This window comes from Geobacter sp. AOG1, from assembly GCF_019972315.1.
GTDB lineage: Bacteria > Desulfobacterota > Desulfuromonadia > Geobacterales > Geobacteraceae > Geomobilimonas.
This window is the reverse complement of sequence record NZ_BLIZ01000001.1, coordinates 2,988,952-3,012,048: the sequence shown is the minus strand read 5'-3', so window position 1 is coordinate 3,012,048 and position 23,097 is coordinate 2,988,952. Positions and strand designations below refer to the sequence as shown.

The following is a 23,097-nucleotide window of genomic DNA, read 5'->3' as shown; positions in this document are numbered from 1 at the left end:
GTTCACCTGTACGCATCTTTTGTGGTCTAACGTGACAAGCCAATGGGACAAATTGTGAGAGTAATCTTCTGCCGGCTGCTGCCGGTTGTTTTAATTCTGGGGTTGTGGATCGTTGTGGCGGCAGCCGCCGCACCGCAGCGCACGGTATCCGCCCGGACACCCGTCTTCAGCTATCGGGACCAGGTGCTGGCCGAAGACACCACCTGGCGTGGCGAGGTGCTCGTCGAGGGGGGAGTCACCATCGCTCCCCAGGCAACCCTGACCGTCGAACCGGGAACCGTCGTCAGGTTCCGCCGTGCGGATGGCACCGTTGGGGGAGGCGCCGCACTTCTCGTACGTGGACGCATTTTGGCCAACGGCAGCAAGGAGAAGCCGGTACTTTTCACTTCCGCATATGACGGCGCCGTCGCCGGTGACTGGGACGGTATCGTGCTTCTGGCCAGTGAAAAGAAAAATCTCCTGGAGCACTGCCGGGTGGAAGGAGCTGTGACCGGTTGCGAGGTCTTGTTTTCCAGTCTGACCCTGAAGCATGTCCGGTTTACCACCTGTGGCACCGGAGCCGAGTTCAAGGACAGTTCCGCCGTCATTAGCGGCGGCGGAGCGAGTGATTGCGTTACGGGGATGGTGCTGAGAGAAAGCGAGGTCGACCTTCGGGAGGCCGGTTTTACCGGAAACCGCCGAGGGGTCGTTGCTGCCGGCACCTCACTCTTTCTCTCCGGGACCACGTTCTCCGGCAATGGGGAGACGGGGCTTGTCGCCGACGGATGCCGTCTCAGGGTGACTGGCAGCAGCTTCGCGGATAACGGCAGCGGTCTGCGGCTGACTTCCTGCGAAGGGGGGATTGCCGCCAGCCGGATTGAAAAGAACGCCGGCGACGGTCTGTTCCTCGACAGGTCCAGGATGAAAGTCAACGGCAACGAAATTTCCCGTAACGGCAAGGCCGGTCTCCGGGTGACCGACGGCGGCAGCGTTGCCTGGGGAAACAGTCTCGGTGCCAACGGCGAGTACGATCTCTGCAATGACGGCAGCGACGACTTCACCGCTCTGGGTAACTGGTGGGGCGGGGTGCCGGCGAGCGGCATCGGCCAGCGTATTTACGGAGGGCACCAGGATGGGAGCCGTGGCAAGGTAAGGTTTATTCCCTACCTGACGGAGAGTGCCACCACCGGTCTTTGACCACTGCGGCAACGGCGGACATATCCCGAAAGCGGTTGCCAATTGGCCCCCAACATGGTAGTTTTGCCCTATGTCGGTCTACCTTGACAACGCTGCCACCTCCTTTCCCAAACCAGATACGGTCTATCAGGCTGTCGATCACGCCTTCCGCGAAATAGGGGTTGGCCCCGGCAGGGGTGGATACCGCCGCGGCCTTGAGGCGGGCCGGTTGATCTTCCGTGCGCGGGAAGCGCTTGCCGCGCTGATCGGTGCCGGGGATTCGGAACGTATCGTCTTTACCCACAGCGCAACCGAATCACTCAATCTGGCGGTGACCGGCCTGCTCCGACCGGGCGACCACGTCGTAACCACCACCATGGAGCACAACTCCCTGGCCCGGCCTTTGCACTTGGCGGAACAGCTGGGGGTAGACGTTACCTGGCTGAAGGCCGACGGGAGCGGCTACATCGACAGCAGGCAGGTTGCCGATGCCTTGCGCTCCGCGACCCGTCTGGTTGCGCTTTCCCATTGCTCTAATGTCACGGGGACCATACAGCCGCTGGCCGAAATCGGCGCCATTACAAGGGGGGCCGGTGTGTTCCTTCTGGTGGATGCTGCCCAGAGTGCCGGGTCGTTGCCGATTGACGTAAAGGAAATGGCTGTCGATCTCCTGGCGGCACCTGGGCACAAGGGTTTGCTTGGCCCCCAAGGGACAGGGTTTTTGTATGTTGCTACGGGGATCGAGCTGACACCTCTCCTGGTGGGGGGGACCGGTGGCCACTCCAGCGGGCTTGATCAGCCGGCCGCCATGCCTGAACGGCTGGAAAGCGGCACCCTCAACACCCCCGGGATCGCCGGGCTGCTGGCCGGCATCGAATTCATTGAAACCACCGGGCGGGGGGCCATCCGTTCGGCAGAGATGGCCCGGGTCGCCCAGCTTGTCGCGGGACTCGGTACGATTCCCGGTGTCACCCTGTACGGTCCTGCCGACCCGGAGCGCAGGGGGAGTGTCGTCTCCTTTACCGTTGCCGGTCGCGACCCGTCCCAGCTCGGATTTCACCTTGACCGGGACTACGACATCAGCGTCAGGGTCGGGCTTCACTGTGCTCCCCTGGCCCACCAGACCATCGGCACCTACCCGGAGGGGACCGTACGGGTAAGTCCCGGCTGGTTCACCACCGCCCGGGATATCGACCTGTTCCTGCAGGCGCTGCATACCATCGTAAAACGATAAACAAGGGGGAAGGGATGAGAAAGGGAGTACTTGCGCTGCTCTGTTTCCTGATGCTGTTCGCCGGGTGTTCGCTGCCGCCGGAACGGCCGGTCACCAAGGATGAACTTTACAAGACCGGTATCTACAACTATTACACCATCAAGGAGTCACCGGAAAGTGTGCTTGCCGCCCTCAACCGGGAGGGTGAGGTCGTTCTCGAAGGTCAGTACAAAGATCGTCTGATCTATATCAAGATCCTGGCCACCAGCCAGGGACTGCAACTCCATTTTTCCGACCGCTGATTCCCACCGAAGAAAGGTACCGATGAAAAACTTCGTGCTCGACACCAATGTACTGCTCTATGATCCGCAGGCGCTGTTCCGATTCCAGGAAAACAACATCATCATCCCCATCACTGTCATCGAGGAGATCGACCGGTTCAAGAAGGACATGAACGAGACCGGCCGCAACGCCCGGCAGGTCTCCCGTTATCTCGACGATCTCCGGAAGAAGGGCTCCCTTGCCGAAGGGCTTACCCTGGAGAGCGGTGGCAGCCTGCGGGTTGAGATCTACGAAGAGCGGGTCATGAAGCGCCTGCCGCCCGAACTGCGGGAAGAGCGGGGGGACAACCGCATTCTCGCGGTTGCGGTAGATGTCAAGGAACGCAACCCTGATCTGCCGGTTATCTTCGTCACCAAGGATACCAATCTGCGCATCAAGGCCGATGCGATCGGACTGGTGGCGGAAGACTACGAATCGGACAAAGTGGCCATCGAGGAGCTCTATCCGGGTTTTGTGGAACAGGATGCGGAACCCGACCTGATCGACCGCTTTCACGGACAGGGGTGGGCGGAACTCGAGGGAGACTACCTGCCCAACCAGTTTGTCACCCTGCGGGATGCCCTGAATGCTTCCCATACCGCCATCGGCCGCTACGATGCCGGCCAGCATCGACTCGTGCCGCTTCGCAAGGTCGGCAGGGAAGGTATCTGGAGCATCCATCCCCGCAACCGCGAGCAGGCATTTGCCCTGGACGCGCTTCTTGATGACAACGTCAAACTGGTGACCCTGGTGGGGAAGGCGGGAACCGGCAAGACCCTCCTGGCAATCGCCGCCGGTCTCCAGAAGACCGCCGAAGAAAATATCTTCAACCGGTTGCTCGTTTCCCGGCCGGTGTTCCCCATGGGAAGGGACCTGGGGTTTCTCCCCGGGGACATCGAGGAAAAGCTCACCCCCTGGATGCAGCCAATCTTCGACAACGTGGAGCTGCTTCTCACGGGACACGAAGGGGAGAAACGCCACAGCAAGGGATACAAGGAGCTTATGGCCATGGGGCTCATGGAAATCGAGCCCCTGACCTACATCCGGGGTCGCTCCATCCCGAATCAGTTCATGATCGTGGACGAGGCTCAGAACCTGACGCCCCATGAGATCAAGACCATCGTCACGCGGGCCGGCGAAGGAACCAAAATCGTTTTGACCGGTGACCCGTACCAGATCGACAACCCCTACGTCGACTCTTCCAGCAACGGCCTCACCTACGTGGTGGAGCGCTTCAAGGAACAGGCCATTGCGGGGCATGTGACGATGATGAAGGGGGAGAGGTCGGACCTCGCCGAACTCGCCGCCAACCTCCTGTAACAAAACGCGCCTTTTGCCCAATCTCTGCGTTGGGCTGCGTATTTGGTTGTGCGGCGTACCTCCAGTACGCCTCCGCCCAAATCCTTGCCCGCCTTGACCTTGGCCAAAAATCGCGTTTTGTGCGAAGTCTTAAATCCAATAAGAAATCTAGCGGATGAATGGGGCGTGCTGAGCGCCCCGCCTTTTTTTAACCTCGAACCTTGAACCTTGAACTGAACGGCTTTTTTTATGCTCTTGCTTGCCATAGAATCTTCCTGCGATGAGACCGCCGCCGCGGTGGTGCGGGATGGGAGGACGGTACTCTCTTCCGTGGTTGCCTCCCAGATAGCCGTCCATGCCGAATACGGCGGGGTGGTGCCGGAGATCGCGTCTCGCCGACATCTGGAGGCTGTGGTCCCGGTGGTGGAGCAGGCGCTCCACCAGGCAGGTGTCTGGTTTTCCGATCTGGGGGGGGTGGCGGCGACCCAGGGTCCGGGACTGGCGGGTGCGTTGCTGGTGGGGCTCTCCACCGCCAAGGCTCTGGCGTTCGCCAACCGGCTCCCCCTGGTTGGCATCAACCACATCGAAGGGCACCTGTTTGCCTCCTTTCTGGAACGACCGGTGGAGTTTCCCTTTCTGGCGCTCGTGGTCTCCGGCGGGCATTCCCATCTCTACCGGGTGGACGGCTTCGGCCGCTACCGGACCCTGGGGCAGACCATCGACGACGCGGCCGGCGAGGCGTTCGACAAGGTAGCCAAGCTCCTCGGTTTTTCCTATCCCGGCGGTGCGCTCATTGACCGTCTGGCGGTTGATGGTGATCCGGCTGCCGTCAAGTTTCCCCGGCCCCTCCTGCATGACGGGAGCTGCAATTTCAGTTTCAGCGGGCTCAAAACGGCGGTTCTGACCCATCTGCAGAAATTCCCCTTGAGCGGCCCCGATGACCCGCGGCTCCCCGATCTCTGTGCTTCCTTTCAGGCCGCCGTCTGTGATGTTCTCGTCGCCAAGACTTCCGCGGCATTAATGGGTTCCGGCTGCAATCGGCTGGTGGTTGCCGGAGGGGTGGCATGCAACAGCGCCCTGCGACGCGAGATGGGCTGTCTTGCCGACGAACGTGGCATTGAACTGCATATTCCCACGCCGGCGCTCTGTGCTGACAATGCCGCCATGCTGGCCGTTCCGGCCGATTACTATCTGGAACACGGTATGGAGAGTGGTCTGGGGCTTGACGCCCTGGCCGTCTGGCCCCTCGACAGCATTACGGCTCATTTGGCGGCGAGGTGACGATGGAGCGGATACGGCCCAAAAAGGCTCTCGGACAGAATTTCCTCACCGACCGGAACGTCCTTGCCCGCATCGTGGATACGGTGGGGCTTGCCCCGGATGACCATGTGCTGGAAGTCGGGCCGGGTCAGGGGGCGCTGACACGTCTTCTTGCCGCCCAGGCAGCCCGGGTAGTGGCGGTGGAGCTTGATCGGCAGCTAGTGCCGCTCCTGCGCCGGGAATTTGCCACCAGCGGAACGGTAGAGATCGTGGAGGCGGATATTCTTCGGACCGATCTGTCCGACCTGCTCCGTACCCGCTGGGGGGGGCGCTGGAAAGTTGCCGCCAATCTCCCCTACAACATTTCCACCCCCGTTCTGTTCCAGTTCATGGAGCACCGCCAGCTCTTTTCCCGTCTCGTGCTCATGCTCCAGAGGGAAGTAGGGGAACGTCTGGCTGCGCCCCCAGACTGCAAGGAATACGGGGTCCTTTCGGTCCTCTGCCAGCTCCATTTCGATATCAGCCGGGTATTTCTCGTCAAGCCGGGCTCTTTTTTCCCGGCACCCAAGGTCGATTCGGTCGTCCTGCGGCTCATACCGCTTCCCGAACCCCGGGTTGCCGTAGGGGACGAAGCGCTGTTCCGGCTTGTGGTGAAGGCAGCCTTCAGCCAGCGGCGCAAAACCCTCTGGAATTGCCTGAAAGCCGCCCAGTTCGTGGCGGAGGAAAAGCAGTTGCGTGGAGTTCTCGCCGGTTGCGGTATCGAGCCGGGGAGGCGCGGTGAAACCCTTTCCCTGGAGGAGTTCGCCCGTCTTGCGAATGCCATGGAAACGGCCGTAAAGCTGTGAAAAGGGTGGCATGCGAGCCCCGCTTTGTGGTATAAAATGCGCTTGATTACAATCGGGAGGATCCCATGAAAATATGTGTTTTCGGTGCTGGCTACGTCGGTCTGGTGGCTGCTGCCTGTTTTGCCGAGAGCGGCAATACCGTTGTCGCCGTCGATGTGGACCAGGCCAAGATCGAGGGGTTGAAACAGGGTGTAATTCCCATCTACGAGCCGGGGCTCAAGGAACTGGTGCTCCGCAATCAGGCGGAAGGACGACTTTCCTTTACCACCGATGTCTCCCAGGCGGTGAAAAGCTCACTTATCAATTTCATTGCCGTCGGTACCCCGCCGGGTGAGGATGGTTCGGCCGATCTCCAGTACGTTCTGGCCGTGGCCCGCGAGATCGGCCGCAATATGGAAAGCTTCAAGATCGTCGTCGACAAGTCGACGGTGCCGGTGGGGACTGCCGACAAGGTCAGTGCCGCTCTGCAGGAAGAGCTGAACAAGCGGGGAACCTCCCTGGAGTTCGACGTGGTTTCCAATCCTGAATTCCTCAAGGAGGGGGCGGCCATCGAGGATTTCATGAAACCGGACCGGGTTGTGATCGGCACGGACAACGTCCGGACCGCCGAGCTGATGAAGGAGCTCTACGAGCCGTTCATGCGCAAGCATAACCGGTTGATCGTCATGGACATCCGGAGCGCCGAGATGACCAAATACGCGGCCAACGCCATGCTCGCCACCCGGATTTCCTTCATGAACCAGGTTGCGCTCCTCTGCGAGCGGATGGGTGCCGACGTGGCGGCTGTCCGAGAGGGGATCGGATCCGATTCCCGCATCGGCTACGACTTTCTCTTCCCCGGTCCCGGCTATGGCGGCTCCTGCTTCCCCAAGGATGTGAAGGCGCTTATCAGGACCGCTGAAGAAAACGATTACGATTTTCTCCTTCTCAAGGCGGTGGAGGAGGTGAACGAGCGGCAGAAACAGGTCCTTTCCCACAAGGTGCTGCAATTACTCGGCGATCCCGCCAAGGACCGGCCGCTGGCAGGGCGCACCGTGGCCTGCTGGGGGCTTTCGTTCAAGCCGCGAACCGATGACATGCGGGAGGCGCCGGCGATCACCATCATTGAAAACCTGCTTACCCAAGGGGCCACGGTGCGTGCCCACGATCCGGAAGCGCTGAAGGAGGCGAAGAAGCAGTTTGGCGACAGGATTACCTACAGCACTAACCAGTACGAGATTCTGACGGATGCGGACGTTCTCGTAATCGTCACAGACTGGAGCGAGTACCGCAATCCCGATTTCGACCGGATAAAGGCCGAGCTCAAAGAGCCGTTCATCATCGACGGCCGCAATCTTTACAAGCTCGGCAGGATGCGCGATGCCGGCTTCCGCTACATCCCGCTGGGGCGCAATGGTGTGTCCCCGGAAGGTAAATAGCCATGCGTGTTCTCGTTACCGGCGGCGCCGGTTTTATCGGCTCCCATCTCTGCCAGCGACTTGTGCGGGAGGGGCATGACGTTCTCTGTCTCGACAATTTCTTTACCGGGACCAAGTGCAATGTCGCCCATCTTCTGGGGGAGCCGCGGTTCGAGCTGATTCGTCACGACATCACCCAGCCGATTCTGCTGGAGGTCGATCGGATCTACAACCTGGCCTGTCCGGCTTCGCCGATCCATTACCAGTACAATCCGGTGAAAACCATCAAGACGAGCGTCCTCGGCGTCATCCACATGCTTGGGCTGGCGAAGCGGGTCAGGGCGAGAATCCTCCAGGCCTCCACTTCCGAAGTATACGGTGATCCCCAGGTCCATCCCCAGACTGAGGAATACTGGGGGAATGTCAACCCCATCGGGTTCAGGAGTTGCTACGACGAGGGGAAGAGGGTGGCCGAGACTCTGATGATGGACTATCACCGCCAGAACGGTGTGGACGTCCGCATCATCCGCATCTTTAATACCTACGGGCCGCGCATGGCCATAAACGACGGGCGGGTCGTCTCCAACTTCATTGTCCAGGCACTTAAGGGGGAGGATCTGACTGTTTACGGCCGGGGGGAGCAGACCCGTTCCTTCTGCTTCGTTGACGACCTGGTGGAGGGGATGGTCAGGATGATGGAGTGTGAAGGCTTTATCGGCCCGGTCAACTTGGGGAACCCTGCCGAGACCACCATTCTGGAGTTTGCCGAACGGATCATCAGGCTAACCGGTTCCCGCTCGAAGATCGTTTTCAAACCCCTTCCTGCCGACGATCCCCAGCAGCGTCAACCCGACATCAGTCTGGCCGGCAGCCGGCTCGGTTGGAGCCCGGCGGTTGACGTGGAGACGGGGCTGAAGCAGACCATCGACTATTTTGCCGCACTCCTGAAGGGGGCGAAGTCCTGAGCGGGGTCCCCATGCGCAAGCGGATGTATATCATCCCGGCCGGTGTCATCCTGTTCATCCTTTTTTTCACCGTGTTCGGCGAGCGCGGCCTGTTGCGGATATATCACCTCTCCAAGGACAAGCAGGAGATGGAGAAGCGGGTGACGGAGCTGAAGGCCGAAAATGACCGTCTCCGGCGGGAAATCGAGGCGTTGCAGTCCGACCGCCGCTATCTGGAAAGCATCGCCCGGCGTGACTTCGGTCTGGTACGGCCAAACGAGATCATCTACCAGTTCCCGACCCAGGAGAAAGCCGATCCGAAAGCAGGTGCTGTGTCGTCTGTCAAGGCGGCTCCTGCGGCCGCGCCTCCGGTAACCAAGCGTTAACCACGGAGGACGTAGGAGCACGGAACAGAGATACCCTTAAGGTTATTGCTCTGGTAGCTACACATCTTAACGGCAGGGTGGGTCTTGCATCCGTCCAATCGGTTACCCGCAAGGGGTACCGCTACATTTCCGATTAGGTATCTGTGCAGTATGAAAATGATTTTGCATGCTCTCTGTAGACCTTCGTGTCCTCCGTGGTGAGAGCTTGTTGCAGTTTCAAACAATAGGTAGACAAGCACGAAACGGTGAGCCCATGAGCGATAAACGACAATTTTGCGCGATATGTGCCTGGCGGGAGAACTGCGCCAAGAAATTCTGCGTTCCCGATGGTGGCGTCCACTGTCCCGATTTTACCCGCGACATATCCTTGAAGGTTGAGAGCGATACGGCAGAACAGAAGAAGCAGGAGGAATGATGCGAAATGTAGTGCGCGAGCTGGTCGGAAAGGTGTTGGAAGAGTGCATGGCAGACGGCACGCTCCAGTCCGGACAGCTGCCGGCGATAGTGATAGAGACCCCGGCCCACGCCGAGCATGGTGATTTTGCCACTAACGTGGCGATGCAGTTGGCAAAGGGGGAGAGGAAAGCTCCACGTGCCGTAGCGGAAGCTCTGATGCCACGCCTGGCTGCGGCCGACCTCTTTGTTCGGGTGGAGATTGCCGGTCCCGGTTTTATCAATTTCCATCTCAAGGACGATGCCTGGCGTCGGACTCTTTTGCCTCTTGACGCCGCCGGTAGCGACTATGGCAAGAGCCAAAGCGGTGCGGGGAAAAAGGCCCAGGTTGAGTTCGTCAGTGCCAATCCGACCGGACCCCTTCATATTGGCCACGGTCGGGGGGCTGCCATCGGCGATACTATCTGCCGGCTGCTTGCCGCCACCGGCTGGGATGTTACCCGCGAGTTCTATTACAACGACGCGGGACAGCAGATCAGCAACCTCGCTCTCTCGGTGCAGGCACGCTGTCTCGGGATAGAGCCGGACGATCCCCGCTGGCCCACTGACGGGTACCAGGGGGATTACATCCGGGATGTGGCTCGCTCCTACCTCGCACGGGAAACGGTAGACGCCGACGACCAGCACGTCACGGCCGACGGCGATCCCCAAGAGTTGGATGCCATCCGCCGCTTTGCCGTCGCCTGTCTGCGTCGCGAACAAGATCAGGATCTCACTGCCTTCGATGTCCATTTCGACGTTTATTCCCTGGAGTCTGAGCTCTACTCCACGGGGAAGGTCGAAGGGGTTGTTCAGCGCCTTATTGCCAAAGGGCATACCTACGAACAGGACGGCGCACTCTGGCTCCGCACTACCGACTTCGGCGACGACAAAGACCGGGTGATGCGCAAGGCTGACGGCGGCTATACCTATTTTGTTCCCGACGTCGCCTACCATTTGGGGAAGTGGGAACGGGGATTCAGTCGGGTCATTAACGAGCAGGGTGCTGACCATCACAGTACCATAACCCGTGTACGGGCCGGCCTTCAGGCGCTGGACGCGGGGATTCCCCAAGGGTGGCCGGAGTATGTGCTCCACCAGATGGTGACGGTCATGCGGGGCGGCGAGGAGGTCAAGATATCCAAGCGGGCAGGGAGTTACGTCACCCTTCGCGACCTCATCGACGAGGTGGGGCGTGACGCTACCCGCTATTTCTTCGTGATGCGCAAACCCGATTCCCAGCTGGTTTTCGATATCGACCTGGCGAAGCAGCAGACCCTCGATAACCCCGTCTATTATGTGCAGTATGCCCATGCGCGGATTTGCAGCATTTTCGAGAATGCTGCTGAGAAGGGGTATGCCCTGCCGGAGGCGGAGAAGGTCGATCTGTCCCGTCTCTCCACCTCCGAAGAGATGGCGATCCTCAAGCTTCTCGACCAGTTTCCGGAAACGGTGGAGGGGAGCGCCCAGAATTTCGAGCCCCACCGCATAACTTACTATCTTCAGGAACTGGCGGGTCAGTTCCATACGTTCTACAACAAGAACCGGGTGATTACCGAAGACAGTGAACTGACCATTGCCCGTCTGTTCCTTCTCCACTGTATCCGACAGACTCTTCGTAATGCACTTACCATCCTCGGCATATCTGCCCCGGAAAAAATGTAGTCAGGCGGCTGTGTTATGGTTCTGGATTACAGGGAACGGAAGCCGGTCAGCAAAAACCGGCCACGCAAGCAACCACTGAGCGTTTTTGCCGTTCTTATCACGATAGCAATTGCGGTTTCTTTCGCTGCCGGACTTGCGACTGGCTGGCTGGTGTTCCGGCCGAAACGGTCACAGCTTGCTGTGGCTCAACAACAACCGGCTCCTGGTCAGCCTGGCCAGGCCACGACAACCGATGGTAAGGCGCCGGCTTCGGACGTACAAAAAACGGGAGAGCCGCCCCTGACCTTTTACGAAACCCTCCCGAAGGGGAGCAGGGCTGTTATCGGAAGCGGACTCAATCCCCACAAGCAGGCACCTTCTTTGACGGCCAATCCGACCATTCCGCCTCCGCCGGTGCCTGCTGCTCAACCGCGGCCGACAGCTGCGCCCCAGCCCACGCCGTCTCCCGTCAAGGCGCCGGTGGTTGTCAAGCAACAGGAAGCCAAGGAGAAAGACGAACCTCCCAAGGCAGCTGCTGCTGCGCCAAAAACACCTTCAGCGCTTCCAGTTGTTACGAGCAAACCTGCTCAATCAAGAGGTACGTTCTCGGTGCAGGTGGCGTCTCACAAGGATCGCAAGGAAGCGGAGGCGGTCCGCGACCGCCTGGTAGCGCGGGGGATGGCGGCATATATCGTCGAGTCACATCTGCAGGACAAGGGGGTCTGGTATCGGGTCCGTGTTGGACGCGGTCTGGACCAGTCCGCAGCCAACGAACTGGCCGCCAAGGCCGGCAAGGGAGCCATGTCTATCCCGGAATAAAGCTGGCTGCTCAATGCGGGGGCAAGTCACACAAAAAAAAGATAGCGACGGTACTTTTTGGTTGACAGTGTGTGAAAAGGTATGGTACAAGTTGTACTTCAATTGACGCGGGGTGGAGCAGTCTGGTAGCTCGTCGGGCTCATAACCCGAAGGTCAGAGGTTCAAATCCTCTCCCCGCAACCAATACTACCAAGGCTTTACAGGAAAACTGTAAAGCCTTTCTTTTTTAGAATCAATGTTGCAAGTAGTCATGTATCAGTTCACTCGCGCGCGGAGGACGTGGAGGCGCTGGCGGACTACGTTGAACTATGAAACCCTAGCACTAGCTGGGGTTTTTCAGTTTTTGCATTTTGAATGGGAAGGGGAGGGGCGTATACTATTTACGACATAGTTGTTGTACCGCTAATGAATGTCTTTACCCAGGAGGTTTGCCATGGGAGAAGATACCAAATGCAACAGTGAAGAAAAGCATCAATGCCATATGTGTGTGTTGAGAAATATGGGGTTAACCAGCAAGATTAAGCAATTGACCCGTACCCCAAATGTAGCATGCAGTAAATGTGGTGAAGAGGCCAATTCAAAGGATTGTGTCTGTATTCCGGTTCAGTTATTCATATAATCCCTTAAAGCTCCAGTGGTATCCTTGTCTGGATGGCAGTATTGCCCTATTGTAATGCGGTAATAATGTAAGTATATTTTTACAGTGCTCAAATTGCCGTTGAAGTACGAGGATATTATGGTGGGAAGGGCTATATTCCGATAAGAAGGTCGCGATAGGTGCTCAATAACCGGATATGAACAGCCATGACTAAATTTTTGAACTTACCGATACGGAGCCAGCTGATTATATTGGCCGTTCTGCTGACACTTCCCGCTCTGGGAATAATTGTCTATTCGGGGCTTAAGCAACGCGCTGATGCTTACGACGATGCAGTGGTTGAGTCTCAGAAGCTTGCCGACAATCTGGCAGCACAACAAGAAAGCCTTACAAATGAAGCCAAACTGTTGTGCATGTTATTATCAGACCTTCCTGAAGTAAAAAGCCACAACGTTAAAAAAATACAATCTATTCTTGCTACTATACTTAAAGAAAATCCAAAATATATAAACATACTTATAGCTGATGCGGCAGGTTATGTTTGGGCATCTGCAGTTCCCATAAACAAAATGGATACACTAGCTGACAGGCGTTATTTTGAGAATGCACAGAGGACTCTGCAGTTTTCGTCAGGTGAGTATGCTATTAGCAAGTCGACAAAAAAACCCACCGTACATATGGCATATCCCCTTGTTGAGCGTAATGAATTCAAGGGGGTTGTTGTTGTCGGTTTTGACCTTGATGCTATGCGCTCTATCCTGGAACAATCTCAACTACCAGGGGGTAGCAACTACATAATCACTGACCATAATGGCATCATAATCAGCAGAGGCAAAAATGTTGGTCAGGATGTTGGCAAGCCTATTCAGCTGGTTGATTTAAAAAGAATGGAAAATGGTCCTGACAAAGAGACTTATGAGTTTACCCGTATTGATGGCGACCCTCGAATAACTACCTATCACAAGATTCGGCTCAAGGGTGAACAGACTCCCTATATCTACATAAGAGCGGGTATATCGAAAAAAGATGCTTTAGCTAAGGCAAACAGGGCGCTAATCATCAATCTGTCGACATTGTTGTCTTTCGTTTTACTTGCATTCGGTTTGGCGTTCATCATCGGAAAACACTCGATCATTGATCGAATCTCTTTATTGCAGCGAGCCTCTCAACGGTTGGCTAGTGGGGATCTTGACTTTAAGGTTTCCGACCATCTATTAGGCGGTGAGTTGGGGATCTTAGGCCAGACATTTGATACTATGGCATATCAGGTTGCTTCGCGAGAAAAGGCACTGCATGAAAGTCAACAATTCCTGACCACTATTATTGAAAATGAACCGGAATGCGTCAAACTGCTTGCTCCCGACGATACTATTCTCATGATGAATAGAGCAGGGCTCGACATGTTTCAATTGGAATCTTTTGATCAGATTAAAGGTAAAACGCTCTATTCGTTTATCGCCCCGGAATATCTGGAAGCATATAAAGCTACTAACAAAGATGTTTTCAATGGCAAACAAAAACGTTTTGAATTTAAAATTACTGGCGCGAAAGGTCGCCCAATTTGGCTTGAGGCCCATGTTGTACCGCTGAGAAACAATGACGGAGAAATCGTTTCCCTTCTCGGGATAACACATAACATCACCGAGCGCAAAGAAATGGACAACATGAAAGATGAAATGATATCTGCCGTGAGTCATGATATGCGCACACCGTTGGCGGCAATGCTCGGTTATCTACAGTTCGTGATGGAAAACCCGGTAGAAGAAGAGCAGATGAGAGATTATCTCGGTATTATGTATAGGGAAGGTAATCGTCTTAATGAATTGATCAGCGGTTTTCTCGACATGCAACGTTTTAAAGCCAAACAGAAAACATATGTCTTTAAGCCCATTGATGTCAGACCAATAGTGGAAGAAGCAGCAGCAATCTTTGCCTGTCCATCTGACAAACATCAAGTCGTAACGGATTTGCCTTCTGATTTACCTCTGATTTTAGGTGATGAGCTATTGTTACACCAAGCGTTCAGCAACCTTCTATCAAATGCCATAAAATATTCACCTGGCGGTTGTGAGATCATCCTTGGTGCAAAATCAGAAAAAGATAGCGTTACTCTATGGGTAAAGGACGAAGGAATAGGCATTCAACCAGAATTGCTGGATAAGATCTTCGACATGTTTTATCGGGTAGACAATAAATCCAGCCGTCAGACAAACGGAACGGGTCTTGGGTTAGCGCTCGTCAAAGAAATTGTTAATGCACATAGTGGACGTGTTTGGGTTGAGAGTGAACCTGAGAAGGGGAGTATTTTTTATATCACGCTGCCAGTTGCGAATAGATAATTAAAAAAGAATTTGCCATTTCGTCCGTTTGTCAGGGCCATTAATGGGTTGCTGGCGACTTCTTATCGCGTCTCGACCAATTTTCGCCCATCCATCTGATCTCTTGAAGGCAATAACTTCTCTCTTCTCTATTAGGTAGTTGAGAGTAGACGAGGTGACATCCCCACAGTATCCATCTTGGTAAATAACCTTTATTGCCATGACTCTCTCCCCAATGGGCACTATCGTTATTTACGTGGTTAAATATTGTTCTTGTGGTGAGGGTTTGGCATCTGCCCGCCTATCCGCTCCATCAAATGGTTGCTGGCAGGTTCTTATTGGTTCTTGGCCTATTCTTACCCATCCATCTGATCTCCTAAAAGCAAGTATTTCGTGGTTTTCAATCAGATTGTCAAGATCTGCTGACGAGACAATTCCAATGAAGCCATACTTGCTCATAATGGTTATATCCATGACTATGACCCCCAGAGTCGATCAGTATATCGTTAAATATATCTAACTACAAGATCGTTGCAACCCCCTATTTTCTTACTACCTGCCATACTTCTTAGACCACCTACCTGAAGATTCGTCGTTAGTTCGAGAGAAGAGGGGGGATAGGTAGCGTTGGTTGTGAATCAGGTGAAAAATGATATATTTTGCGGATGGAACCGATTCGAAAATTACCTGATCCAAGAATATGTCGCACAAGCCAGCTATTTGATACATCGTACTATTTGTGTCTTGTAGAAGACCCGATCTCCTGCCCACAACTGAACATGATCCGTGATACAAACATCTGCAATCATTATCTTAGACGTAACTTTTCGATGGCTGAACCATCACATGAACTAACCGGTTTCAACGAGGAAATTGCACATGAATAAACGAACCACGATCGTTACCGTCACTCTTGCCATCTTGCTTGTTGGCAGCATTGCGTATGCAGCAGAAAAGAGGAAGCAATCCAAGTTGGCACTTAAAGGCCTTGATTCGATCCCTGACGAAGCCTTGGCAGCAGAACTATTGGAGGCAACAGAAGAGCATAAGGTAAAAGATGCTGATAGTGAAGTAGTTACTTCCCCTTCAGACAGCAACGAAAAGAGTAAGACCCAGAGCATAGCAAAACAGACCCCAGATAAGCTGCACTAGATATGGCGATTCAAGATAACCCTGGCTTAGGCTGACTGAGGCCGGAAGACGTTTCGCTAAGACTCTTAGTTCAAGTTTTACTGCGCTTTTATTTAACCGAATGGGAGAACTAGCTCTTGCAACGTCTTATAATTTAACGTAAGTTTAGCGCTCGATACTATTGAGAAGTTACGACTGTAGGTGTTGTTATAGGGCTAATTTTCTATGTCCAGATTCTATTCAATGTCAATCAGAGCGCAGTTGTTTCTCATCGTCTTTGTTGTGGCCCTCCCCGCAGCCGGCATTATCATTCATTTGGGAGTTAAGCTTCGAAATGAAGTGTACGACCAAGCCCGTCTGGATTCGCAAAAAATCGTCGACAGGATCGTAACCGAGCAACAGAACCTGGTACTTGGCGCCGAGCAGCTCATGACTGCCGTTGCCCAACTCCCTGATGTAAAGCAGCATGACGCTGCGAAGACGGTACCGATCCTGACCGAACTGCGTAAATTGAACCCCATGTATTCAAACATATTCATCGCGGACAGGGATGGAACGGTCTGGGCCACAGCCGTTACCGTCACAGGTCATTTTAACGTTGCCGACCGGCGCTACTTCAAAAATGCACTGGCAAGCGGGAAAATGTCATCCGGTGAATACCTTATCAGCCGGGCTACCTCCAAGCCTGCCTTCAATTTTGCATCCCCCCTCAGAGATGACAAGGGCACTATAGTCGGGGTTATCAGTGTCGGATTCATTATTGATCATTACCGGGAGTTGCTGGGACGTATGCAGTCACCTGCCGGCACCAACGCTGTTCTCATCGACCATCAAGGGATAATCATAAGCAGAGCCGTAAACCCGGAACCGTTTATCGGTAAAAAATATTTCCCTGAAGTGTTCAGGAGGATACAGGAAGGGCCTGAAGCAGGTACTTCTGTCAGGGCAGGGCTTGGGGGCGATATGCGGATTATCAGCCATCAAAAACTGCGTCTCAAAGATGAGCAGACCCCCTACATGTATGCCACCGTGGGGATCCCGGTAGAGGTCGTCCTGACGCGTGCCAACAAGGTGCTCTTGTACAACGTTGTCCTTTTCATGTCGGTGCTTACCGTGGCATTCATTCTTGCCTGGCGCATTGGCAAACGCTCGATTGTGGACCGTGTCGCTTTGCTGGAAAAAGCCTCGCAACGGCTGGCAAACGGTGATCTTGACGTCAGGGTTTCTGACTATGTACTAGGTGGCGAATTGGGGAACCTGGGTCAGGCATTCGATACCATGGCCCGTCAGCTTGCACTGCGAGAGCAGGCGTTACGCGAAAGAGAGAGCAGCTATCGCGATATTTTCAACACTACTCGTGATGCATTATTTGTACATGATGCGGATTCCGGGAAAATTATCGAAGTTAACAAAGCAGCTGAAAATATGTTCGGTTATAACCGTGAAGAGATGCTTCATGCTCTGCCGGAGTTAGGTACGGGAGAGCCGCCCTATTCATCAACGGAACTAGTACGGTGGATTCAGAAGTCCGTTAAGGAAGGCCCCCAGAAATTCGAATGGTTAAGTAAAAGGAAGAATGGTGAATTATTCTGGAGTGAAGTCGTACTCTCGGCCTCGAGCAGCGTCGGGGAAAGACGTGTCCTCGCGGTTGGTCGTGACATAACCGAACGCAAAGAGATAGAGCGCGTGAAGGATGAAATGTTGTCTGCCGTCAGTCATGAAATGCGTACACCATTGACGGCAATGCTCGGGTTTCTTCAATTTGTAAGAGAAAACCCCGTGGATGAAGTGCAGTTGAGAGATTATCACGGCATTATGTACAAGGAAGCTGAGCGCCTTAATGAATTGATCGGTACATTTCTCGACATGCAAAGATTTCGGGCCAAGCAGAAAAACGTTATGTTCAAACCTCTGGCGGTAAGGCCATTGCTCGATGAAGCCGCCGCGATCTTTACGGGCCCGTCCTGTAAGCACCGAATAACGGTGGATTTGCCACCGGATTTACCGCAGATTTACGGTGACGAGACGTTGCTGCACCAGGCTCTCAGCAACCTGCTCTCCAATGCTATAAAATATTCTCCTAGCGGTAGTGCGATCAGCCTTGGTGCACGTGGTGACGATGACAGTGTTATCCTATGGATAAAGGATGAAGGGATAGGAATTCCAGCTGGATCGCTGGATAAAATTTTCGAGACATTTTATCGGCTGGACAATACGGCTCGTCGCCAGGTTGGCGGAACCGGACTTGGGTTGGCTCTCGTCAAGGAAATCGTTACTGCGCATGGTGGGCGGGTCTGGGTAGAAAGTACCATCGGGAAGGGGAGTACCTTTTTCGTTTCATTGCCGGTCGCATGCGGTTAGTAAAAAACTACAGATTAACCGATCTACAAGGAGGATTCATTTGACCCATCCCCCATTTCCACCGCCGTACCGGCATGAACACGGTCCGATAAAGAACGCCAACGAGGTCGTGAAAGAACAAATAACATTTGGCCAACGTGCAGCTGACTGGATTGCCGAAAAGGTGGGATCTTGGGAATTCATCATAGGGCAGTCAGCTCTCCTCACCATCTGGGTAATACTGAATGTCACGGCCTGGGTACGGCATTGGGACCCTTATCCGTTCATTCTGATGAATCTCGTACTGTCTCTCCAGGCAGCCTACACCGCACCGATGATCATGATGAGCCAAAACCGCAAGGCGGACCGCGACCGTATCGAGGCGCACATCGATTATGAAGTCAATCTTAAGGCGGAGACCGAAATTAAGATCATCCTCGACAACCTCGAGGCGCAGAATATCGCTATTACCGAGATGCACAAAATGCTCGATGAAGTGTGTGGAACGAAAGCAGCAAAAGTCTGATATCTGAAAAGTATGGAGCCGGGCTTGCAGCTCATGGCGGTGGTCTATCCCCGTGGAGTCCGCAGGTTCCGTTTCGGCACGTACTGTGATTTTCAGGCAGGAATTTTCTGATCCGGGCGAAGCACCAATAGGCGAGCCCGGCCAAGAGATGCAACCCGGGGAGAGCTACCAGCGCAGCGAGCAGACTGTACCAGGGTGAGGCCGGAAAGGCCAGCCAGATCGCCCGGAACGCATCCACTCCCCGATAGACATGCCGCTCCTGGTCGATGGCGTGCATTTCGCGCATGAATGCAGCCAGGGTGCTGCCGTATGAGGTCGGATCGAACTCCGGCGCACTGATGTCCACGAACTGAAGGCGGTCGGCGTGTTCCTTGCGCCGGTAAACCTCCATCTCCGCTGCACAGACCGAACAGGAGCCATCGAAAAATATCTTCAGGGGAAAGATGGGCCTTTGTAGTGATTTACGGTACCGATTAATAAATGGCATACAGCAAGTTTGCCCGGAAATCTGCAATTGTCGAGCACTGCTCTCCCCATGTAGGCAAAGGATAGTGATGATCGTGTTTATCAAAAGATCGCCCACTTGACATATAGCTGCATGCTTACACAATTGATGTGCTATGAAAGTTTTCAAGGCAAACACGAATGTCTTGCCGCTCCCCTGCAACGGTAAGGCGAACACCAGTAGCGGGGTTTACGGCGTCGATGTATGGCTGGTGAACAAATTCCTGCAAGCCATTGGCGAACCGGCATTGCGCGTGGTTTTGTGGGATGGTAAAGAAATAGTCCCTCCCGGCTCTAAACCTGCTGTCGGCATGGTGATCCGCAACCGGGCTACTCTGTGGCGACTGTTGGCCAATCCCCTTCTCCATTTCGGTGATGATTACAGTACCGGCCGGATCGAGATAGAAGGGGGACTTGTAGCGTTCATGGAAACCGTTTACCGGACCATGGACAACACGTCCAAATTTCGACGTGTTCCCGATCCTCTCGCGTACCGTCGCAATCAACCGAGGCTTAACTCTCTGCTGGGATCACAGCATAATATTCATCATCACTACGATATCGGCAACGCATTTTACCAGCTGTGGCTTGACGCGGAAATGCTCTATACCTGCGCCTATTTTCCGGATCCGGCCGTTTCACTGGAAGAGGCCCAGACCGCCAAGATGGACCTTGTCTGCCGCAAGCTGTGCCTGCAGGCGGGGCAGACCGTAGTGGAAGCGGGCTGCGGTTGGGGCTCTCTGGCGCGGTACATGGCCCGACGATACGGGGTCAACGTCAGGGCGTACAACATCTCCCGCGAGCAGATCGCCTTTGCGCGTCAGCGGGCCAAGGCCGAAGGGGTGGAGAGGCAGGTCGAGTACATCGAGGACGATTACCGCAACATCACGGGAACCTACGACGCGTTCGTTTCGGTGGGGATGCTGGAACATGTGGGGCCCGACCATTACCGGGAGCTCGGTACGGTGATCGACCGTTCCCTGCGAGACGAGGGGATCGGCCTGATCCACACCATCGGGCAAAATATCGCGACACCCATGAGTCCCTGGTTCCTGAAGCGCATTTTCCCCGGCAGCTACCCCCCGACCCTCAGGGAGATGATGGACCTTTTCGAGCCCTGGGAGTTCACCGTCCTGGATGTTGAGAACCTGCGACTTCACTATGCGAAAACATGCGAGCACTGGCTCGAGCGATTCGAACGGAACCGGGGCCAGGTACAAGAGATGTTCGACGAATCCTTTGTCCGGGCCTGGCGCCTCTACCTGTCCGGTTGCATCGCGAATTTCACTATCGGTACCCTGCAACTGTTCCAGGTCGTATTCTCCCGCCCCACCAATAACAACGTTCCCCAGACCCGCTCCCATCTCATCGCTCCCGCCGGGAAGTCGTGATGGAAACCTGTGATGTCCTCATCGTCGGTGGCGGGCCGGCAGGGTCGACCTGTGCCGGGAAACTGCGACAGGCCGGGCTTGATGTCCTGCTGCTGGACAAGGCTGAGTTTCCGCGGGACAAGCCGTGTGCCGGCTGGATAACGCCTGCGGTGCTCACAACGTTGGCAATCGATCAGGAGGACTATTGTCGGGGACGGGTGCTTCAGGAGATCAGCAGCTTCCGCACAGGCCTCATGGATGGAGTCGAGGTTGTTATCCCCTATGGCAAAACAGTCAGCTACGGCATTCGACGCTGTGAGTTCGATCAGTACCTCCTGCAGCGAAGTGCCGTACGCCAGGAACTGGGCACACCGGTAACAACGCTGGCCCGGTACGACGGCGGGTGGCTTGTGAACGGACGGATCAGAGCCCGACTTGTGGTTGGTGCGGGTGGCCATCATTGTCCGGTTGCACGCCTCTTAGGTGCAAAAATCGGCAGAGAGGACGTTATAGTTGCACAGGCTGTAGAGTTTGCCATGAGCCAGGAGCAGGAGCGTCTCTGTCGCGTCCCAGTCGATACGCCGGCACTGTTTTTCAGCCGGGATATGAAAGGCTACGGGTGGCTTTTCCGGAAAGGGAGGTTTCTCAACATCGGCCTGGGACGGATGGACCGGCAACATCTCAGCCGCCATACGCGGGACTTTTGCACGTTTCTCGTACAGCGGGGGTATCTGACAACAGGTGTTGCCGGCGGTTTCCAGGGACATGCCTATCTTGTGTATCAGCGGCAGGGGGGGCGCACGTGCGTGGGTGATGGAGCGTTGCTGATCGGTGATGCGGCCGGGCTTGCCCAGCCGCAAAGCGGCGAAGGTATCCTCCCCGCGATCGAATCGGCACTGCTGGCTGCGGATACCATTCTGGCGGCAAAGGGCGATTATCGGTCTGTCAACCTGGAACCGTATGCGGCAAGGCTGGCCACCCGTTTCGGCAGCGGAAGCATGAAAATCCCCTCTACGCGACTTTCCTCCGGGGTGTTGCGTTTTCTCGGCGCAAGACTTCTCTCCTCTAACTGGTTTGCCCGCCATGTCGTTCTGGACCGCTGGTTTCTCCATACCTGGCAGGAGACGCTCCGATCTCATTGATACCAGGGGGCGCGAAGATGGAAACGCGGATTACCGTTCAGACCTATGCCGGTTACAAAGGGGATGAGAGACCGGTCTCGTTTTTGCGTAATGGACTGACCTTCACGATCAGGGAGATTGTCGATCGTTGGTACGATCCTGACTATACCTGTTTCAAGGTGCTTGCGGACGATGGCAAGATATATCTTCTGCGACACGACACGCATGCCGATGGCTGGGAGTTGATGGCGGCGCGGGACATTGAAACGGTTTCGCATGGGGGGGGAAGATGATCATCGGCGTACCGAAGGAGATAAAACGGCACGAATACCGGATTAGCCTGACACCAGCCGGCGCAGCCGATTTGACGGTGGACGGGCATACCGTGCTTGTTGAGGCGGGGGCCGGGGACGGAAGCGGCTTTGGTGATGATGCGTACCTGCAGGCGGGGGCTGCAGTATGCACCAGGGAAGAGCTGTTCGGCAGGAGCGAATTGATCGTCAAGGTCAAAGAACCCATTCCCGGCGAGTACGACCTTCTCCGGGAGGGACAGGCACTCTTCACCTACCTCCATCTCGCTCCCAATTCCGCGCTGACTGAAATTCTCCTCACCAGGGGGGTGACGGCGATCGGCTACGAGACGCTCGAAGAACATGGAACCCTGCCGCTCCTCTCCCCCATGAGCGAGATCGCCGGGAGGATGGCACCACTCATGGGGGCTTTTTATCTGCAAAGGATCCATGGCGGAACGGGGGTGCTGGCGTATGGGGCAACGGGTGTGAAACCAGCGCGAGCGCTGGTTCTGGGCGCCGGTATGGTCGGTACGAATGCCGTCCGCGCAAGCATCGGCCTCGGCATGGACACGACCGTGCTCAACAGGGGGATCGACAGATTACAAAGAGTGGAGGAACTCTTTCCCGGCAGGGTGAAAACTCTCGTTCTCTATGAACAGACTCTCCGGGAAGAGATCCGGGAGGCCGACCTCGTCATCGGAGCTATCCTGGTTCCCGGGGGGAAGACACCGGTGTTGATTCCCCGGGAGATGCTCAGGGTCATGAAACGCGGGTGTGTACTCGTCGATGTCTCCATTGACCAGGGTGGGTGTGCAGAAACGAGTCGTCCCACCACCCACGACGATCCGGTCTACGATGTGGACGGCATTATCCACTACACTGTGGCCAACATGCCCGGTGCCTACCCCTGGACATCGACGCTGGCGCTTACCAACGCCACTCTTCCGTATGTGAAAGTCCTCGCCGACCGAGGAATCGACAGAGCACTTAAGGAGGAACCGGCACTGGCCGGCGCACTCAACACGTATCGCGGTTGCATAGCTCACAAGGCACTTGCGAAGTCTCTGGGGGTGATGTTTCGCCCCTTCTCCGCCGAATGACAGTTGTGCGAAGCACTGTGCATGGTTTATACTGACTTCGTTATATCTGGGAGCATTGATACTGTATACGTGCCAGAGAGT

Annotated in this window: 23 protein-coding genes and 1 tRNA gene; 21 read left to right on the top strand and 3 right to left on the bottom strand. The window is 55.3% G+C overall.

From position 1 onward, the window contains the following. Window positions 1-54 precede the first annotated feature (54 nt). From LDN04_RS13710 to LDN04_RS13645, 14 genes are all read left to right on the top strand, one after another. Window positions 55-1,176, top strand: coding sequence for a right-handed parallel beta-helix repeat-containing protein (locus LDN04_RS13710; RefSeq protein WP_223911669.1), 1,122 nt, complete (start codon window positions 55-57; stop codon window positions 1,174-1,176). A 70-nt stretch (window positions 1,177-1,246) separates the two neighbouring features. Further along, window positions 1,247-2,389, top strand: coding sequence for an aminotransferase class V-fold PLP-dependent enzyme (locus tag LDN04_RS13705; RefSeq protein ID WP_223911667.1), 1,143 nt, complete (start codon window positions 1,247-1,249; stop codon window positions 2,387-2,389). Window positions 2,390-2,403: 14 nt separating this feature from the next. Continuing rightward, a complete protein-coding gene (locus LDN04_RS13700) occupies window positions 2,404-2,670 on the top strand; it encodes a hypothetical protein (protein WP_223911665.1) in 267 nt (88 codons plus the stop codon). A 22-nt stretch (window positions 2,671-2,692) separates the two neighbouring features. Next, window positions 2,693-4,009, top strand: a complete 1,317-nt coding sequence (locus LDN04_RS13695) for a PhoH family protein (protein WP_223911663.1) — start codon at window positions 2,693-2,695, stop codon at window positions 4,007-4,009. Between the two features lie 228 nt (window positions 4,010-4,237). Continuing rightward, window positions 4,238-5,269: a tRNA (adenosine(37)-N6)-threonylcarbamoyltransferase complex transferase subunit TsaD gene (gene tsaD, locus LDN04_RS13690; protein ID WP_223911661.1), complete on the top strand. Its 1,032-nt coding sequence runs from the start codon at window positions 4,238-4,240 to the stop codon at window positions 5,267-5,269. After that, complete coding sequence (gene rsmA, locus LDN04_RS13685) at window positions 5,266-6,093, top strand: 16S rRNA (adenine(1518)-N(6)/adenine(1519)-N(6))-dimethyltransferase RsmA (protein ID WP_223911659.1); 828 nt, start codon at window positions 5,266-5,268, stop codon at window positions 6,091-6,093. The genes tsaD and rsmA overlap by 4 nt, the downstream gene beginning before the upstream one ends. 65 nt (window positions 6,094-6,158) lie before the next feature. After that, window positions 6,159-7,511, top strand: a complete 1,353-nt coding sequence (locus LDN04_RS13680) for a UDP-glucose/GDP-mannose dehydrogenase family protein (RefSeq protein ID WP_223911657.1) — start codon at window positions 6,159-6,161, stop codon at window positions 7,509-7,511. Between the two features lie 2 nt (window positions 7,512-7,513). After that, entirely contained in the window at window positions 7,514-8,455 is a 942-nt protein-coding gene (locus LDN04_RS13675; RefSeq protein WP_223911655.1) for a UDP-glucuronic acid decarboxylase family protein, read from the top strand. Window positions 8,456-8,466: 11 nt separating this feature from the next. Beyond that, a complete protein-coding gene (locus LDN04_RS13670; protein ID WP_223911653.1) occupies window positions 8,467-8,820 on the top strand; it encodes a septum formation initiator family protein in 354 nt (117 codons plus the stop codon). A gap of 253 nt (window positions 8,821-9,073) precedes the next feature. After that, a complete protein-coding gene (locus tag LDN04_RS13665; RefSeq protein WP_223911650.1) occupies window positions 9,074-9,235 on the top strand; it encodes a hypothetical protein in 162 nt (53 codons plus the stop codon). After that, the gene (gene argS / locus LDN04_RS13660) at window positions 9,235-10,917 is read left to right on the top strand and encodes an arginine--tRNA ligase (protein ID WP_223911647.1); all 1,683 of its coding nucleotides are present in this window, start codon (window positions 9,235-9,237) and stop codon (window positions 10,915-10,917) included. Before LDN04_RS13665 ends, argS begins: the two co-directional genes overlap by 1 nt. Window positions 10,918-10,932: 15 nt before the next feature. After that, window positions 10,933-11,715, top strand: coding sequence for an SPOR domain-containing protein (locus LDN04_RS13655; protein ID WP_223911644.1), 783 nt, complete (start codon window positions 10,933-10,935; stop codon window positions 11,713-11,715). A 106-nt stretch (window positions 11,716-11,821) separates the two neighbouring features. Further along, window positions 11,822-11,898, top strand: a tRNA-Met gene (locus LDN04_RS13650). Window positions 11,899-12,519: 621 nt separating this feature from the next. Then, complete coding sequence (locus tag LDN04_RS13645; RefSeq protein WP_223911641.1) at window positions 12,520-14,652, top strand: ATP-binding protein; 2,133 nt, start codon at window positions 12,520-12,522, stop codon at window positions 14,650-14,652. Here the strand turns inward: LDN04_RS13645 and LDN04_RS16995 are convergent, their stop codons facing one another. Further along, on the bottom strand, window positions 14,653-14,853 hold the full coding sequence (locus LDN04_RS16995; protein WP_374045152.1) for a GSU3473 family protein: 201 nt from the start codon (window positions 14,851-14,853) through the stop codon (window positions 14,653-14,655). 30 nt (window positions 14,854-14,883) lie between these two features. Then, window positions 14,884-15,105, bottom strand: coding sequence for a GSU3473 family protein (locus LDN04_RS13640; RefSeq protein ID WP_223911638.1), 222 nt, complete (start codon window positions 15,103-15,105; stop codon window positions 14,884-14,886). Window positions 15,106-15,510: 405 nt separating this feature from the next. On the opposite strand from LDN04_RS13640, the gene LDN04_RS13635 reads away from it, so the two are divergent. The 3 genes from LDN04_RS13635 (at window position 15,511) to LDN04_RS13625 (ending at window position 18,628) form a co-directional block, all read left to right on the top strand. Then, complete coding sequence (locus LDN04_RS13635) at window positions 15,511-15,783, top strand: hypothetical protein (RefSeq protein WP_223911635.1); 273 nt, start codon at window positions 15,511-15,513, stop codon at window positions 15,781-15,783. Between the two features lie 222 nt (window positions 15,784-16,005). Continuing rightward, on the top strand, window positions 16,006-18,123 hold the full coding sequence (locus tag LDN04_RS13630; RefSeq protein ID WP_223911632.1) for an ATP-binding protein: 2,118 nt from the start codon (window positions 16,006-16,008) through the stop codon (window positions 18,121-18,123). Window positions 18,124-18,163: 40 nt separating this feature from the next. Then, on the top strand, window positions 18,164-18,628 hold the full coding sequence (locus LDN04_RS13625) for a DUF1003 domain-containing protein (protein WP_223911629.1): 465 nt from the start codon (window positions 18,164-18,166) through the stop codon (window positions 18,626-18,628). A gap of 31 nt (window positions 18,629-18,659) precedes the next feature. On the opposite strand, the gene LDN04_RS13620 is transcribed toward LDN04_RS13625, so the two are convergent. Further along, a complete protein-coding gene (locus LDN04_RS13620; protein WP_223911626.1) occupies window positions 18,660-19,115 on the bottom strand; it encodes a thiol-disulfide oxidoreductase DCC family protein in 456 nt (151 codons plus the stop codon). Window positions 19,116-19,248: 133 nt separating this feature from the next. On the opposite strand from LDN04_RS13620, the gene LDN04_RS13615 reads away from it, so the two are divergent. The 4 genes from LDN04_RS13615 to ald are packed head-to-tail and all read left to right on the top strand — an operon-like array spanning window position 19,249 to window position 23,016. Next, on the top strand, window positions 19,249-20,523 hold the full coding sequence (locus tag LDN04_RS13615) for a cyclopropane-fatty-acyl-phospholipid synthase family protein (protein WP_223911623.1): 1,275 nt from the start codon (window positions 19,249-19,251) through the stop codon (window positions 20,521-20,523). Further along, window positions 20,523-21,644, top strand: a complete 1,122-nt coding sequence (locus LDN04_RS13610; protein ID WP_223911619.1) for an NAD(P)/FAD-dependent oxidoreductase — start codon at window positions 20,523-20,525, stop codon at window positions 21,642-21,644. Before LDN04_RS13615 ends, LDN04_RS13610 begins: the two co-directional genes overlap by 1 nt. 17 nt (window positions 21,645-21,661) lie before the next feature. Next, complete coding sequence (locus LDN04_RS13605) at window positions 21,662-21,916, top strand: hypothetical protein (RefSeq protein WP_223911616.1); 255 nt, start codon at window positions 21,662-21,664, stop codon at window positions 21,914-21,916. Further along, window positions 21,913-23,016, top strand: a complete 1,104-nt coding sequence (ald, locus tag LDN04_RS13600; protein WP_223911613.1) for an alanine dehydrogenase — start codon at window positions 21,913-21,915, stop codon at window positions 23,014-23,016. The genes LDN04_RS13605 and ald overlap by 4 nt, the downstream gene beginning before the upstream one ends. Window positions 23,017-23,097 lie beyond the last annotated feature (81 nt).

What these genes read in the sequence shown, in the direction of transcription:
- LDN04_RS13705 (WP_223911667.1), top strand. Translation starts at nt 1,247, where the DNA reads ATGTCGGTCTACCTTGACAACGCTGCCACCTCCTTTCCCAAACCAGAT.
- LDN04_RS13700 (WP_223911665.1), top strand. Translation starts at nt 2,404, where the DNA reads ATGAGAAAGGGAGTACTTGCGCTGCTCTGTTTCCTGATGCTGTTCGCC.
- LDN04_RS13695 (WP_223911663.1), top strand. Translation starts at nt 2,693, where the DNA reads ATGAAAAACTTCGTGCTCGACACCAATGTACTGCTCTATGATCCGCAG.
- tsaD (WP_223911661.1), top strand. Translation starts at nt 4,238, where the DNA reads ATGCTCTTGCTTGCCATAGAATCTTCCTGCGATGAGACCGCCGCCGCG.
- LDN04_RS13680 (WP_223911657.1), top strand. Translation starts at nt 6,159, where the DNA reads ATGAAAATATGTGTTTTCGGTGCTGGCTACGTCGGTCTGGTGGCTGCT.
- LDN04_RS13675 (WP_223911655.1), top strand. Translation starts at nt 7,514, where the DNA reads ATGCGTGTTCTCGTTACCGGCGGCGCCGGTTTTATCGGCTCCCATCTC.
- LDN04_RS13670 (WP_223911653.1), top strand. Translation starts at nt 8,467, where the DNA reads ATGCGCAAGCGGATGTATATCATCCCGGCCGGTGTCATCCTGTTCATC.
- LDN04_RS13665 (WP_223911650.1), top strand. Translation starts at nt 9,074, where the DNA reads ATGAGCGATAAACGACAATTTTGCGCGATATGTGCCTGGCGGGAGAAC.
- argS (WP_223911647.1), top strand. Translation starts at nt 9,235, where the DNA reads ATGCGAAATGTAGTGCGCGAGCTGGTCGGAAAGGTGTTGGAAGAGTGC.
- LDN04_RS13655 (WP_223911644.1), top strand. Translation starts at nt 10,933, where the DNA reads ATGGTTCTGGATTACAGGGAACGGAAGCCGGTCAGCAAAAACCGGCCA.
- LDN04_RS13645 (WP_223911641.1), top strand. Translation starts at nt 12,520, where the DNA reads ATGACTAAATTTTTGAACTTACCGATACGGAGCCAGCTGATTATATTG.
- LDN04_RS16995 (WP_374045152.1), bottom strand. Translation starts at nt 14,853, where the DNA reads ATGGCAATAAAGGTTATTTACCAAGATGGATACTGTGGGGATGTCACC.
- LDN04_RS13640 (WP_223911638.1), bottom strand. Translation starts at nt 15,105, where the DNA reads ATGGATATAACCATTATGAGCAAGTATGGCTTCATTGGAATTGTCTCG.
- LDN04_RS13635 (WP_223911635.1), top strand. Translation starts at nt 15,511, where the DNA reads ATGAATAAACGAACCACGATCGTTACCGTCACTCTTGCCATCTTGCTT.
- LDN04_RS13630 (WP_223911632.1), top strand. Translation starts at nt 16,006, where the DNA reads ATGTCAATCAGAGCGCAGTTGTTTCTCATCGTCTTTGTTGTGGCCCTC.
- LDN04_RS13620 (WP_223911626.1), bottom strand. Translation starts at nt 19,115, where the DNA reads ATGCCATTTATTAATCGGTACCGTAAATCACTACAAAGGCCCATCTTT.
- LDN04_RS13615 (WP_223911623.1), top strand. Translation starts at nt 19,249, where the DNA reads ATGAAAGTTTTCAAGGCAAACACGAATGTCTTGCCGCTCCCCTGCAAC.
- LDN04_RS13610 (WP_223911619.1), top strand. Translation starts at nt 20,523, where the DNA reads ATGGAAACCTGTGATGTCCTCATCGTCGGTGGCGGGCCGGCAGGGTCG.
- LDN04_RS13605 (WP_223911616.1), top strand. Translation starts at nt 21,662, where the DNA reads ATGGAAACGCGGATTACCGTTCAGACCTATGCCGGTTACAAAGGGGAT.
- ald (WP_223911613.1), top strand. Translation starts at nt 21,913, where the DNA reads ATGATCATCGGCGTACCGAAGGAGATAAAACGGCACGAATACCGGATT.